Below are 14241 nucleotides of genomic sequence, written 5' to 3'. Positions count from 1 at the left end.
GTCAGTGGAAGAAGTGTCGGTTGCCGGTGAGGTACATCGTGACACCGGCCTGCTGCGCCGCCTCGATGGTCTGCTCGTCACGGATCGAGCCACCGGGCTGGACGATGGCGCGGACCCCGGCCTCGATGAGGATTCCCGGGCCATCGCTGAACGGGAAGAAGGCGTCCGACGCCGCCACCGCGCCCTTGGCGCGTCCGGCGGAGCGCTCGACGGCCAGGCGGCAGGAGTCGACCCGGTTGACCTGCCCCATGCCGATGCCGACGGAGGCGCCGTCGTGGGCGAGCAGGATGGCGTTCGACTTGACCGAGCGGCAGGCCCGCCAGGCGAAGAGCAGGTCGGCGAGGGTGGCCTCGTCGGCCGGGTCACCTGCCACGAGCCGCCAGCCGGAGGCCTCGTCGCCCGGGGCGTCCAGCCGATCGGGCTCGCTGAGGAGGAGACCGCCGGAGAGCTCGCGCCACATGAACGGGGCCGGACGGTAGTCCTCGGCCCTCAGGATGCGCAGGTTCTTCTTGGTCTGCAGCAGTTCCAGGGCGGCCGGTTCATAGTCGGGGGCGACGATGACCTCCGTGAAGATCTCCTTCACGGCCTGGGCCATCTCCAGGCTGACGGGGCGGTTGGCCGCGATGACACCACCGAAGGCCGACAGGGAGTCACAGGCGTGGGCCTTGCGGTGGGCCTCGGCGACATCGGCGGCGATGGCGATGCCGCACGGGTTGGCGTGCTTGATGATCGCCACGGCCGGCTCGTCGAAGTCATAGGCGGCGCGGCGGGCGGCGTCGGTGTCGGTGTAGTTGTTGTAGCTCATGGCCTTGCCGCCGAGGAGTTCGGCGCCGACCAGGCCGGCGTCGGCGCCGGCCATCGAGTAGACGGCGGCGCGCTGGTGCGAGTTCTCGCCGTAGCGCAGGTCGCGCACCTTGGTGGCGGCGAGGCCGGTGAAGGAGGGCATGCCCTCATCGGTGGCCTGCCCGGCCATCCAGCTCGCGACGGCCGCGTCATAGGCGGCGGTGTGGGCGAAGGCCTGTGCGGCCAGCACGCGGCGCTGCGCGAGCGTGAAACCGCCGTCGGACAGGGCCTCGATGAGCTGGGGGTACTGGTCGGGGCTGGTGACGATCGCCACCGACGGATGGTTCTTGGCGGCGGCGCGGACCATCGAGGGCCCGCCGATGTCGATCTGCTCGACACATGCGTCGGCGTCGGCGCCGGAGGCGACGGTCTGGGTGAACGGATAGAGGTTCGACACGACCAGGTCGAAGGGCTCGACGCCGAGCTCGTGGAGCTCCTCGCGGTGCGAGGCGAGGCGCCGGTCGGCGAGGATGCCGGCGTGGACCATCGGGTGCAGGGTCTTGACACGGCCATCGAGGCACTCGGGAAAGCCGGTGATCTCCTCGACCGGGGTGACGGCGAGCCCGGCCTCGGCGAGCCTGGCGGCGGTCGAACCGGTGGAGACGATCTCGACGCCCGCCGCGGCCAGGGCCTCGCCGAGCGGGACGAGACCGGTCTTGTCGTAGACGCTGACCAGTGCGCGCCGGATCTGGTTGCGGGTGGAGTCCTCGCTCATCATGTGCCCTTTCTCGTGGCGGTCTGCTGTCCCGCCGTGTGCTGGGCCGCCAGTTCGTTGACGGTCCTGACCAGCAAGGTGCGCTCGGACACCTTGATGCGCTCGTGCAGTGTCGGCTCATCGTCGCCGGGAAGGATCTCGACGGGGACCTGGGCGATCATCTGGCCCGTGTCGACGCCCTCGTCGACCCAGAAGATGGAGCAGCCCGTACTCGTCGCGCCCGCCTCGAGGGCGTCGCGGACCGCATGGGCGCCGGGGAAGGCGGGCAGCATCGAGGGGTGCGAGTTGATCATGCGGCCACCGAAACGACTGGTGAACGGGGTGCCGAGGATCTTCATGAAACCGGCCAGGACGACGAGGTCGGGCTTGTGAGTGGACACCGCCTCGGTGAATGCCCGGTCCCAGGCCTCGCGTTCGGCCGAGCCGCGGGCCAGCAGCCTGGGCATGGGGACCGTGAAGGTGGGTACACCCGCCCTGCGGGCACGCTCAATGCCGGCGCAGCTGCCGTTCTCCGAGCCCACGGCCACGATCCGGGCGTCGAGACGACCCTGCGACTGGGCATCGAGGAGGGCCTGCAGGAGCGTGCCGGAGCCGGAGACGAGGACGACGACGCGATAGGCCACGGCGTCAGTCTAGCCCGCAGCGGCCCGGTTGGCCGCCCCGCGCTCTCGGCGGCGGGCCGTGAGGAAGCCGCCGAGCATGCCGCCGGCACCGAGGACGGTGGGCGCCAGGACGAGGAGTCGTCCCAGCTCCGGCCCCATGGCCGCGAGGCGCTGGGTGCCGAGCGCACCGTGGGAGAACACGGCGAGCAGGCACAGCAGCAGACCCGCGAGGACACCGACGAGGAGCCCGTAGAGGGCCCCCTCGTCGGCGCCCGGTTCGCGCTCCGGCAACGCCCGGCGGGCCTCGTCGCAGCGGGCGCGCACGCAGATGTGGGCGCCGAGCGCGCCGGCCGTGGCAGCGAGCAGGAGCCAGACGACGATCATGGCCGGGTGGGCGTCGCCGGTGGACATGGCGACGAGGAGCGGGATCTGCGGCAGCGGCCCCGTCGAGGATCCGAGCGGCGCGATGAATGCGCCCTGGCCCAGTGAGAAGCCCGCGCCCAGCACCCACGAGCAGGACCAGATGACCATCGACGGCACCCAGAGCATCTGGACCACCGAGAGCAGCACCGAGCCCGGCCCGCCGGCCCCGAGCAGATCGTGGACACCGGTGATGGCCGCACGGTTGACGACCAGGACGGCCGCCAGGCGCGCGCAGCCGACCAGGACGATCCCGGCCAGCCCCGCCAGCACCCCGGCGAGGACCCCGGTCGACCAGCCGCCCTGGCTGAGGCTGACGGGCTCCCAGCCGAGTGCCCTTCCGGAGGCGAGCAGGGAACAGCCACCGCCGATGAGCAGCCCGTTGACGAGGGCGCGGCTGAGCTCGGCGGGTTGACCGGCGAGGATCGTCACGACGACGAGGATGAGGGCGTAGGAGCACCCGGACCACAGAGCCAGCCGGCACGACAGGGAGCGCAGGTCCGACTGTCGGCGTGCCCGGACGGGGCCCTCGATGAGTTCGTCGGCGGCGCGGCGGGCGATGGTGCGGGACAGCCAGCCGACCAGCAGACCGATGATCGCCGTGAAACCCAGGGGGACGAGGAAGAACACGCCACCATCGAGGTGTGCCGGAACGCCGTTGGCCAGCAGCCAGGCCCGGGCCGAGGCGACGAGGAGGGCGCCGAGACCGATTCCCGGTTCGACGATCCAGGCGAGACCGCAGACGAGGAAGACGGGCAGCCAGCTGATGAAGGCGACCCCGAACGCGGCGGAGATGGTGGCGCTGCGCCACGACAGCCCCCTCAGTTGGGCACGGACGCCGCCCCGTCGCGAGCCTGCGGACCCCTCTCCAGGACCCTCGATGACCGCTGACATCACACCTCCCTCGATCGGCCCCGACGATACCGAACCGGTCCCGGCCGGCGGGTCAGACGCACGGGACGGAACCGGGGCCGGGGCGGGTTCAGAGTTTCTCGAGCGGCGCGAACCTCAGGGCCAGGCGTTTGATGCCGCTCGACCCGAAATCGACGTCGGCCCTGGCGTTGTCGCCGCTGCCGCTGACCGCGACGACCGTGCCCAGCCCGAAACTGTTGTGCAGGACCCGGTCACCGGGTTCGAGGGCGAGGATCCTGGCGGTCCTCGGCATCCGGCCGGTGCCCGTGCCGAACACCGCGACCGGATCCTCTCGGTCCCGCGGCGAACCCGCCGAGCGCTGCGAGGCCCCGATGCGGGACCCGGCCCGGACGGCCCAGGTGTCCAGCTCGGCGCCGGTGCGCTGCCAGTCGACGAGTTCGGCGGGAATCTCCTCGAGGAAACGGCTTGCCGGGTTGTACTGCGGGGCGCCCCAGGCCGAACGGACGGCCGCCCGCGAGCAGTACAGGCGACGGCGGGCGCGGGTGATGCCGACGTAGCTCAGCCGGCGTTCCTCGGCGAGCTCGGTCGAGCTGGCCAGGGCCCGCAGGTGCGGGAAGACGCCGTCCTCCATGCCGGTGAGGAAGACGTTGTCGAACTCCAGGCCCTTCGCGGTGTGCAGGGTCATGAGCGTGACGAGACCCGGCGAGTCGGGGTCCGCGTCGGGGATCTGGTCGGAGTCGGCGACCAGGGCGATGCGTTCCAGGAAGGCGCCGAGCGAGTCGTCGCCGCTCATGGCCCGGGCGTCCAGCTCCTCGTCGTCATCGGCGACCTGGTCGGCCTGCAGGTCCACGACGTGGGCCTGGGAGACGAACTCCTGGGCGACCGCCACGAGTTCGACGAGGTTCTCGACACGGGTCTCGTCCTGCGGGTCCTTCGACGCCTTCAGCTCATCCAGCATGCCGGAGTCCTTCAGCACGGCGGCCAGCACCTGATCGGCCGGGACCCCCTCGTCGACGAGGCCGCGGAAGCCGTTCATGAGCTCACCGAAGGCCCGCACCTGCTTGAGCGAGCGGGCCGCGATGCCGGGGACCTCGTCGGCCCGGTCGACGGCCTCGGCGAAGCTGATCTGCTCGTTGGCCGCGAAGACCTCCAAGGCGGCCTCGGTGCGGGCCCCGAGGCCGCGTTTGGGGACGTTCAGGATGCGGCGCACCGAGACGTCGTCGGCACGGTTGGCGATGGCCCGCAGATAGCTGAGGGCGTCGCGCACCTCGCGCCGCTCGTAGAATCGCACCCCTCCGACCACGCGGTACGGCAGGCCGAGCCGGATGAAGACCTCCTCGAACGGCCGCGACTGGGCGTTGGTGCGGTAGAAGACTGCCGTGTCGGAGTACGCGCAGCCCTCCTCGTCGTGCAGCCGGTCGATCTCGTCGGCGACCCACCGGGCCTCGTCGTGCTCGGTGTCCGCGACGTAGCCGATGATGTGCTCGCCGCCGGCCACCTCGCTCCACAGCTTCTTGGCCGGCCGGTCGGGGTTGTTGCTGATGACGGCATTGGCCGCCGACAGGATCGTCTGTGTGCTGCGGTAGTTCTGCTCCAGCAGGATCGTGCGGGCCCCGGGGAAGTCCTGCTCGAAGTCGAGGATGTTGCGCACATCGGCGCCCCGGAACGCGTAGATCGACTGGTCCGAGTCGCCCACGACCATGAGTTCGGGCGGCGGCATCACCGGGGCGCCGGGCAGCGGGTCGATCGGTGAGCAGAGCTCTCGGATGAGCATGTACTGGGCGTGGTTGGTGTCCTGGTACTCGTCGACGAGCACCTGCCGGAAGCGACGGCGGTACTTCTCGCGGATGTCGGGGTGCGACTGGAAGAGCCTGACCGTCAGCATGATGAGGTCGTCGAAGTCCATCGCATTGGCGGCGCGCAGGCGCCGGTCGTACTCGGCATAGGCACGTGCGTAGAGCTCGTCGTTGCCGCTGGCGGAGCCGGCGAGCGCCTCGCTGGGCCCGCGCAACTCGTTCTTGGCGTTCGAGACCCAGCTGAGCACCGTCCGGGGCGGGAACTTCTTGGCGTCGATGTTCTCGTCGCGCAGCACCAGGGCCATGAGCCGGCGGGCGTCGGTGTCGTCGTAGATCGAGTAGTTGGGGCGCAGGCCGAACTCGGGGGCCTCGCCCAGCTCGGACCGCAGGATGCGGACGCACGCCGAATGGAAGGTGGAGACCCACATCAGGCGGGCGCGCCGCCCGACGAGTTCGCCGACCCGCGCCCGCATCTCGGCGGCGGCCTTGTTGGTGAAGGTGATGGCCAGGACCGAGCCGGGATGCACGCCGCGCTCGGAGATGAGATGGGCGATGCGCCGGGTCAGCACGCGTGTCTTGCCCGATCCGGCCCCAGCCACGACGAGGACGGGCCCGCCGGCGTGGACGACGGCCTCGCGCTGAGGATCGTTCAGGCCGGTGAGCAGACGGTCGGCATCCTCACCGGCGCCGCCGGGAGCGGCTGCCGCCGGGGATTCGTGGAGGCGGGCGAGGCCTGCACCGAAGGCGGCGAACAGGTCGGTCGGGGCATCATCAGTCATGGCGTCTCAATGGTAGGCGCCTCATGGACACTGGAGCGCCCCAGCTGCTCATGACTGCCGGGTGCAGCGCCTCGGCGCTCCCCTCCGAGTCAAGCGGCGGGCTCGGCCGCCAGCACGTACCGCGCCGCTGGACAGCGCCGGATCGGGCGTCCGGGCCGGACCGTCCCGGCCACGGCATGCGTCCCCGGAGACCTGCTGATTCATCAGCGTGACCAGGAAACGCTGCCCCTGCCCGGACGTCTGGAGCCCCACCGAGGTGTCGTTGAGCCGGTGGCAGCCGAACTGCCTGTCCCCGCGGGGACCAGGGCCTGCCTCGGTGCAACGAGTTGCCGGTCAGGCCCTCGTCCGTTCAGCGGGTACCGGACGGCAGAACCAGGTGCTGCCCATAGAATCCCGGCATGCCCCTGATCCCTCGTCGCGTGAAACGGGCCGTCGGCATCACCGCGGTGTCCGTCCTGGCCGCCCAGGTCACCGCGGCAGCAGCCGTCATGATCAACGACCACCTGCGCAAACGCCGCAAGGGTCCGCCCGAGTTCCCCCACCTTCCGGTGACGGAGGCCATCGCCCACCATGACGAGGTGAGGATCTACTCGTTCGGCGAGGACCTCTACCCCGACATGCTCGCCGCGATCGACACGGCCACCGAACGCATCTACTTCGAGACCTTCATCTGGAAGGGCGACGAGATGGGCCGGCGTTTCAAGCGGGCGCTCATCCGTGCCGCCGAGCGGGGCGTCGAGGTCTACGTCGTCTACGACACTTTCGCGAACATGGTCGTCGATCCCAGCTTCTTCGAGCTGCCCACGGCGGTGCACGTCAAGACCCACCCGCTGGTCCAGTCCGCCGCCTTCTGGAACCTGCGCTACTCGGGCCGCGACCACCGCAAGCTGCTCGTCGTCGACGGCGCCGTGGCGTTCATGGGCGGCTACAACATCGGTTCCCTGTACGCCGACTCATGGCGTGACACCCACGGCCGCTTCACCGGCCCCTGCGTGGCCGAGTTCGAGAATGCCTTCATCGACTACTGGAACATGCGCCCGGTGCACCTGTTCTGGTGGCGCCCCTCCTCCCGTGTCGAGCTTCCGGACACGATTCACCGCAGCTGGGGCGGGCCGATCACCGTGCAGCGCAACGTGCCACGCTGGTCGGTCTACCCGATCCGGAACATGTACCTGGAGGCGATCGACCGGGCCCGGAAGAACATCTGGCTGACGACGGCCTATCTGATCCCGGACAATGATTTCCGGACCGCCCTGGGCCGCGCCGCCAAACGCGGGGTCGACGTGCGGATCATCGTCCCGGCCGAGTCGAACCACATCCTCACCGACTGGCTGAGCCGGGGCTTCTACTCGGGCATGCTGCGCGACGGCATCAGACTGTTCCTCTACCAGAACGCCATGGTCCACGCGAAGACCGCGACGATCGACGGGCAGTGGTCGACGATCGGCACCGCCAATCTCGACCGTCTCTCGCTGGTGGGCAACTACGAGATCAACGCCGAGATCATTTCCCCGGCGGTCGCTGCCGCGCTCGAGACGATCTTCGTCACCGATCTGACGAACTGCCGTGAGATCGACCTGGAGAGCTGGGAACGGCGCACCCCGGCAGCCAAGTTCACCGAGGGGCTGCTGGCGCCCTGGCGTCCGTTCTTCTGATCCCGGCCCGGGTCAGGAACGGTTCGACTCAGACCAGCTTGCGGTCATCAGACCAGCTTGCGGTCAGTGGCCCACTTGGTCAGCTCGTGACGGTTCGACAGCTGGAGCTTGCGCAGCACGCTCGACACGTGCGTCTCGACCGTCTTGATCGAGATGTACAGTTCCTTGGCGACCTCCTTGTAGGTGTAGCCGCGGGCGATGAGCTTCATGACCTCGCGTTCGCGCTGGCTGAGACGGTCGAGGTCCTCGTCGACGCTGGCGACCGAGATGGAGCCGGAGAAGGCGTCCAGGACGAAGCCGGCCAGGCGAGGGCTGAACACCGCGTCGCCGGTGGCGACCCGGCTGATGGCGTCGACCAGGTCGTCGGTGCTGATGGACTTGGTGACGTAGCCGCGGGCTCCGGAGCGGATGACGCCGATGACGTCCTCGGCCGCGTCGGAGACCGAGAGGGCCAGGAAGGTGATCTCCGGCTCGCTCCGGTGCACCCGGGTGACGACCTCGGCGCCACCGCCGCCGGGCAGGTGGACGTCGAGCAGGACGACATCGGGCTTCGTGTCGAGGATGACCGAGACGGCACTCGGCACGTCCTCGCCCTCGCCGACGACGTCGACCCGGTCGGGCGCGGAGCTGGTGAGTTCGTGGCGCACACCCGCACGGAAGATCGCGTGATCATCCACGAGGACGACCCGCCACGGCCCCTCGTGCACGGGCTGGTCGGGACTCACGAGAGCCTGCGGGAGGTTGGTCATCGGATCATCTCCAGTCTCACTTCGGTGCCTTCACCAGGGGCCGTTCGGATGACCGCCCGGCCGCAGTGGCGTTCCATGCGTTCAATGATCGATCTTTTCACACCCATCCGGTCATCGCCGATCTGGTTCGGATCAAAACCCCTACCCCGGTCGCGAACGAACACCTCGACCAGCTCGGGCCCCACCTCGGCGTAGACGTCGATCTTGGTGGCGCCGGAATGTTTCGAGGCGTTCACCATCGCCTCCCTGGCCGCCCGCAGCATGGCCTCCAGCCCGGGCGTGTTCTCCGCGTCGCCGACGCAGACCACCTCGATGGGGACGCCGAGCTCGTCCTCGACCTCGGCGCCGGCCTCGACCAGGGCCGCCTTGACAGTCTCGGGGCCCGGTTGCTCGCCGTACAGCCAGGCGCGCAGTTCGCGTTCCTGGCGGCGGGCGAGGGAGGCGACGGCCTTGGGGTCGCCCGCCTGGCGCTGGATGAGAGCGAGTGTCTGCAGGACGGAGTCGTGCAGGTGGGCGGCCATGTCGGCCCGGGCGTCCGAGACGATCTTCGCCTCGCGGGCGGCCGCGAGATTGTTCCGCATGCGGTTCACGGCGGGCGCGGCGACGACCCCGAAACCGATGAGGGTCAGTGCCGCGACGGCGAGCATGGACGGCAGATAGGGCTGGCCGATCTGGTTGTAGGCGAGCAGCGAGATGGCCGCGCCGAGCAGGATCAGCGCCATGCCCATGCGCACCAGCAGCGCCCAGCGCTCCTGGCTGACGAGCGGGGCGAGCCAGCGCGGGGTGCGGTGGTCCTCCACCGTGAACTCAGGTGATTCTGCCTGCCGCCAGACCAGGGCGATCCCCAGGCAGGCCAGGATGATCGGCCAGAAGAAGACCCCGCCCGGACTGATGTTCAGCATGCGTACGAGCATGAGCACGCCGGCGCACAGCACGAGCACCGCCACCGCACTACCCTTGTTCGCTGAGCGCGTACCTCGGGTGGGGCGTCGCATGTCGGCGCGGCGGGCCATCTCCAGTCCGGGAGCCTCGTGCGACGGCGCCTTGGCGGGAATGAGCAGCCAGGCCAGACCGTAGAAGATGATGCCGAGATAGTCGGCGCCGACGAGCATGACGAAGCACACCCGCACGATCCACACCGGCCAGCCGAGGTGCTCGGCCACACCGGAGCACACGCCGCCGAACCACCGCTGGTCAAGCGGACGTCGCAGTCTGGGGCGGGAGGGGCGATGGCCAGCCGACGAGTCGTCGGCAGGGCGCGCGGGAGATGGGCCGTGGGGAGCCTGCCGCGGGCCGGCAGCCGCCGGTACGGGCACCGCAGCGCCCGTGCCCTGCTCCCCGGCGAAGGGCCCGTCCGGATTCCTCACGCCACAATCTTTGCGCACCGCGGGACTGCGCGGAAACGACACTGCCCGGGATTGGACGAGAGGACGACTCCGAGCAGGGGGTCATTTCAGGGGGTCCGGCGTGGGCGGGGCCTCCGACATGCACGACACTTGAACTCATGGGGAACGGACACGGCCTGGGCGACGCGACGGCGTCAGATACCGCGCCGGCCCCGATCCGGGGCCCTGCCGGCCTCATCGTCCGGGACCCCGGCAACGGCGTCATCAGCGGTGTCTGTGCCGGCATCGCCGAACGCACCGGGCTCGATCCCCTGCTCGTGCGCATGGTCGCGGTACTGGCGGGCCTCAGCGCCGGGCTCGGCATCGCCTGCTACATCACACTGTGGCTCACCACACCCACTGTCCACAATCCCGGCAAACTGCCCCTGCCCGGCATCAGAGGAACCGGCTGGTTCGGTTTCGCGGTGCTGCTGCTGGTGACTTGCGCCGGCGCGGTCTTGGTCGTGCGTGCCCTCGTCCCGTTGACCTGGTGGCCGGCCGCTCTCATCGCACTGGCCATCGTCGTCATGCGGCTAGCCCGCCCGGCGATTGACGCGCACGAACGCCGCCGCAGGGCCGCCGCGGCCCATCCAGCGCCGGCGCGCAGTACCAGACCCGTCACGATCATCACCTGGATCACGCTCCCGGCGGCGGCAGCGGCCGGCGCGGCCATGTTCCTCCTCGTCGACGCACGCCCCCTGGCCCGTGTGGTCTGCGGCGTCGCGGCGGCCCTCGGCACGATCGGCGCCGGCCTGGTCCTGACGAGCCTGTGGGGCATCTCACGTCTGTTGCGTGACGTGGGAGCCGTTCTCGGCGTCATCATCCTCATCCTCGACACGCCCTTCATCACCACCCTTGGCCTCCAGACCCGGTCCAGTGGCTACGACGCGGACCAGGGCTGGGGCAGTTCCGACGCGGTTGTCGTGAAGGACCAGAACACGATTCTCGACCTGGGTTCCCTGCCGGCCCAGGGCAGCGAGGTGACGGTCGAGGTGCACGACTCGAGCGTGCACGTCATCGCCCCCGGCAACCGCACCGTCACGATCGAGTACAGCTGCTTCTTCTCCGAACTCACCCTGCCCTCGGGCGGCGGTTGCGCCAGTATCGGCTCAGGCGTGTGGACCAACGGCATCACGACCGGCCCTGGCCGGACCGGCGGCACCGAGGCCCGCTCGAGCGCTCCCCTGCACGTGACGGTGCGGCTCGTGCGCTCGCAGATGGAGGTGACCCGATGAGCCAGGCCGACAACGGGCGCGCCCCACAGCGCTCCGCATCCTTCGTCTGGGGGCTGTTGTTCATCGTCGCCGCCATCCTGACTGTGCTCACCTCGAACCGCCTGGTCAGCCATGACGCCGTGCGCTTCGGCTTCCCGCTGGCCCTCATCGTCATTGGGCTGCTGGGGCTGATGGTCGGCAGTACCGGCACGAGGAGCAGAATCAGGAGCACGGGGGCGGGGGCACCCGGCGCCCCCGTGATCCGTGACACGAAAGACCCAGTACGTGACGCAAGAGAGCACGGCACAAGAGAAGAAGGAGAACACTGATGGCCGCCAAGAAACTCACCAGGAGCCGCGACCACCGGATGATCAGCGGTGTCGCCGGCGGTATCGGCGACTACCTCGGCATCGACCCCAACATCGTCCGCATCGTCTTCGGAGTCTTCGCCTTCGTCACCCTCGGCGGGGCCATCCTCGTCTACCTGATCGGCTGGCTGCTGCTGCCCGACGAGTTCGATGACGTGCGCGGCTTCGACCAGGTCAAGAAGAAGCTCGACGAGTTCGGCGGCAAGAAGTCCGACGGCTACACGCCCTGATGAGGCAGGGCCGCTCACCACGCCGACGCGCAGCACGACAGCGGCGGGGCCGCCCTCTTCGCACGCGCCCTCCGGCAGCGCACCGTTCCGGGTGCCGCCGGTTCAGAACAGCGTCGACAACGTGACGTCCTGGCCGCTCACCGCGACCCTCATGCCATCCCCGGTGGCCTCCAGGCCCGCATAGCCGAGCCCGCCGGGCAACTCGGGGAGGATGAGCCGGTCCTGGGCATCGGCGAGGACTGCCTGGACGAGCGTGTCGGGCAGGTCCACGGTGGCGACCGAGACCTGGGCGTCGGTGAGCGTGACCGTGCCGCTGGACGCGACGGTCGGCACTGCCGTCACCGTCACCGGCACCTCGGCGCCGAAGATCTCCACCGAGGTGGTGGCCTGGATGGTCCCGCCCTCTCCCGCGCTCACGGACATGCCCGAGGCCGTGCTCACGTCGTCCCAGCTCATGACGGCCGAGGCATCGAGGACACCGGCCGTCAGCTCATCGGCCGATCTGACATGGCTCAGGTCGGCGAAATCACCATGGACCGCCTGCAGCGTCAGCTGCTGGCCCTGGACGCTCACGTTGACCCGGTCGATGTCGAGGCTCAGGTCGTCGAGTGTTCCGGATGTGAGCACCGACACCAGGATCCACTGGGAGGTCGAGGCGTGCACCGTCGAGGGATCGACACCCAGCTGGGCGGCGACCCGGGACTGCACGGCGCGCATCGCCACGTACCGCGAGATCCCGACCGCCGCACCGGCGAGCACCAGGACGAGGACGAGGAGACCGCACGAGATCTTCAGGCCACGAGACATGAGCGGCTCACAGACCGAGGATCTCGTCCATGCCCACGGTGAGGCCCGGCCGGTCGATGACGGCCCGCACGCCCGCCAGGACGCCCGGCATGAAGGAGACGCGGTCGTAGGAGTCGTCGCGGATCGTCAGGCTCTCACCGGCGGTACCGAGCAGCACCTCCTGGTGGGCGACCAGGCCCTGGAGCCGGACGGAGTGGACCGGCACGTCGTCGACGCGGCAGCCCCGGGCGCCGTCGAGTGCGGTCTGGGTGGCGTCGGGCATCGGCCCGCAGCCAGCGGCCCGGCGCGCCGCCGCGATCCGCTGGGCTGTGCTGGCGGCCGTCCCTGAGGGTGCGTCGAGCTTGCGGGGATGGTGCAGCTCGACGATCTCGACGGAGTCGAAGAAGGGAGCTGCCTTGGCGGCGAAGGCCATCATGAGGACGGCGCCGATGGAGAAGTTCGAGGCGATGAGGACACCGACCGCCGGATCGGCACCGAGCCAGGAGCGCACCTGGCCGAGGCGTTCCTCGTCGAAGCCGGTGGTGCCGACGACGGCATTGACACCGTGGTCGATGCACCACTTGATGTTGTCCATAACGACGCCGGGCTGGGTGAAGTCGACCATGACCTGAGCGGCCTCGGCCGGCGCGCGGTCGTCGCCGGCGTCGATCCGGGCGACGAGCTCGGTGTCGGACGCCCCCTCAACCGCATCGCAGACGGTGGAGCCCATGCGGCCCCTGGCACCGAACACACCGACCTTGATCATCGCTACCTCGCAGTCCTCGTCCAACAGGTCGCCGACCAGCCTACTAGCGGTCCGGCGGGGAGCAGTTGCTCTGCCCCTTGGCATACCCGGACGGAGCGAACGTCCACGACACGCGGAACCACAATCCCGGTTCTCCACAGATTCGGGTGGGGTCTTTCGGGTGTGGGTGGGGTGGTGTGACCATGGTGGGGTCACTGCTGGTTCTGGGGGTGATGGGCATGGATCGGTGGCGTGTTGGTCTGGTGGCGGTTGGCCTGTGTTCGGTCCTGATGCTGGCCGGGTGTGGGCGGGGTGATTCGCCCGGGCCGGGTGGTTCGTCCGTTGGTTCCTCGCCGGTGTCGTCGGGGCCGGTCTCGTCCTCGCCTTCGTTGACTGAGGACGAGTTGTACGCGGAGGCCGAGCGGGTCTACCGGGCATATTTCGAGTTGGAGCAACAGGCATTTCTCGAAGGCGGTGTCAATGGCGTGCCGGCCGAGATGAACGAGTACATCATGGGACGATACGCCAAAGGCGAGGCGTCCATGCTTGCTGATCTTGCGGAGCGGCAAGTCAAGATGCAACCCGGCACACGCTCAGGCCTCACAATTCTCGACCAGCGACCAGCAGACCCCCCAGATGATTCGGTCATCGAGCTAGCAGTATGCATTGACTCAACCATCAGCCCTTTGATCGATTCGTCCGGAAATTATGTTTCTGGTGGATTCGATGTGAACAATCTGTTCTTCAAGTACGACACGGATGGCGCACTTAAGATATTTGGCTCGAACGGTGAAACGGTGGATTCATGCCCCGCCTCATAACAGTCTTGACCTCACTCGCACTTGCTACGGCAAGTCTCACATTACAACCAGCTATCGCATATGGCTGCGATTCAAGTGATCCCGGTTGTATCAGCTCTGACACGCCGCGGTTCAATGGTGACACCACCATATATGATTCTGGTTTGGATTATTCGGTGTCGGTGTCCGAGTCATACCAGGCCCCCGGGGCAGACAACGCCAGCGACTACAGGCCGATGACCGGCACACCCGGCCAGGCGCCGGTGGGCCCGGCCCAGCCA

General features: G+C 69.1%; 13 protein-coding genes. 5 read left to right on the top strand and 8 right to left on the bottom strand.

Annotation, left to right across the window (positions count from 1 at the left end; all coding sequences use genetic code 11):
* Position 1: 1 nt before the first annotated feature.
* From purH to pcrA, 4 genes are all read right to left on the bottom strand, one after another.
* Entirely contained in the window at positions 2-1558 is a 1557-nt protein-coding gene (gene purH, locus D9T14_RS04810) for a bifunctional phosphoribosylaminoimidazolecarboxamide formyltransferase/IMP cyclohydrolase (RefSeq protein WP_119161273.1), read from the bottom strand.
* Positions 1558-2181, bottom strand: coding sequence for a phosphoribosylglycinamide formyltransferase (purN, locus tag D9T14_RS04805; protein WP_119161156.1), 624 nt, complete (start codon positions 2179-2181; stop codon positions 1558-1560). The genes purH and purN overlap by 1 nt, the downstream gene beginning before the upstream one ends.
* Before the next feature lie 9 nt (positions 2182-2190).
* Complete coding sequence (locus tag D9T14_RS04800; protein ID WP_119161155.1) at positions 2191-3474, bottom strand: cell division protein PerM; 1284 nt, start codon at positions 3472-3474, stop codon at positions 2191-2193.
* A gap of 88 nt (positions 3475-3562) precedes the next feature.
* Positions 3563-6028, bottom strand: a complete 2466-nt coding sequence (pcrA, locus tag D9T14_RS04795; RefSeq protein ID WP_119161154.1) for a DNA helicase PcrA — start codon at positions 6026-6028, stop codon at positions 3563-3565.
* A 398-nt stretch (positions 6029-6426) separates the two neighbouring features.
* Between pcrA and D9T14_RS04790 the strand changes: the two genes are divergently transcribed.
* Positions 6427-7683, top strand: a complete 1257-nt coding sequence (locus D9T14_RS04790) for a phospholipase D-like domain-containing protein (RefSeq protein WP_119161153.1) — start codon at positions 6427-6429, stop codon at positions 7681-7683.
* Positions 7684-7730: 47 nt separating this feature from the next.
* Here the strand turns inward: D9T14_RS04790 and D9T14_RS04785 are convergent, their stop codons facing one another.
* Positions 7731-8432 (bottom strand): response regulator, encoded by a 702-nt coding sequence (locus D9T14_RS04785; RefSeq protein WP_119161152.1) that lies wholly within the window; start codon positions 8430-8432, stop codon positions 7731-7733.
* Positions 8429-9748: an ATP-binding protein gene (locus tag D9T14_RS04780; RefSeq protein WP_259340968.1), complete on the bottom strand. Its 1320-nt coding sequence runs from the start codon at positions 9746-9748 to the stop codon at positions 8429-8431. Before D9T14_RS04780 ends, D9T14_RS04785 begins: the two co-directional genes overlap by 4 nt.
* Positions 9749-9936: 188 nt before the next feature.
* On the opposite strand from D9T14_RS04780, the gene D9T14_RS04775 reads away from it, so the two are divergent.
* From D9T14_RS04775 to D9T14_RS04765, 3 genes are read left to right on the top strand one after another with little or no spacing between them, the layout of a single operon-like run.
* Positions 9937-11052, top strand: a complete 1116-nt coding sequence (locus D9T14_RS04775; protein WP_170175728.1) for a PspC domain-containing protein — start codon at positions 9937-9939, stop codon at positions 11050-11052.
* Positions 11049-11360 carry a hypothetical protein gene (locus D9T14_RS04770; RefSeq protein ID WP_119161150.1) on the top strand — a complete coding sequence of 104 codons (312 nt, stop codon included), beginning with the start codon at positions 11049-11051 and terminating at the stop codon, positions 11358-11360. The genes D9T14_RS04775 and D9T14_RS04770 overlap by 4 nt, the downstream gene beginning before the upstream one ends.
* Positions 11360-11629 carry a PspC domain-containing protein gene (locus tag D9T14_RS04765; RefSeq protein WP_119161149.1) on the top strand — a complete coding sequence of 90 codons (270 nt, stop codon included), beginning with the start codon at positions 11360-11362 and terminating at the stop codon, positions 11627-11629. Before D9T14_RS04770 ends, D9T14_RS04765 begins: the two co-directional genes overlap by 1 nt.
* Before the next feature lie 102 nt (positions 11630-11731).
* On the opposite strand, the gene D9T14_RS04760 is transcribed toward D9T14_RS04765, so the two are convergent.
* Complete coding sequence (locus D9T14_RS04760) at positions 11732-12436, bottom strand: LmeA family phospholipid-binding protein (RefSeq protein ID WP_119161148.1); 705 nt, start codon at positions 12434-12436, stop codon at positions 11732-11734.
* Positions 12437-12443: 7 nt separating this feature from the next.
* Positions 12444-13181: a 4-hydroxy-tetrahydrodipicolinate reductase gene (dapB, locus tag D9T14_RS04755; protein WP_119161147.1), complete on the bottom strand. Its 738-nt coding sequence runs from the start codon at positions 13179-13181 to the stop codon at positions 12444-12446.
* 182 nt (positions 13182-13363) lie between these two features.
* Between dapB and D9T14_RS04750 the strand changes: the two genes are divergently transcribed.
* Positions 13364-13981 carry a hypothetical protein gene (locus D9T14_RS04750; protein ID WP_119161146.1) on the top strand — a complete coding sequence of 206 codons (618 nt, stop codon included), beginning with the start codon at positions 13364-13366 and terminating at the stop codon, positions 13979-13981.
* Positions 13982-14241 lie beyond the last annotated feature (260 nt).

It is taken from the genome of Propionibacterium australiense, from assembly GCF_003666605.1.
Classification (GTDB): domain Bacteria; phylum Actinomycetota; class Actinomycetes; order Propionibacteriales; family Propionibacteriaceae; genus Propionibacterium; species Propionibacterium australiense.
The sequence above is the reverse complement of the archived record's forward strand: the minus strand, read 5'-3'. Positions and strand labels throughout refer to the sequence as shown.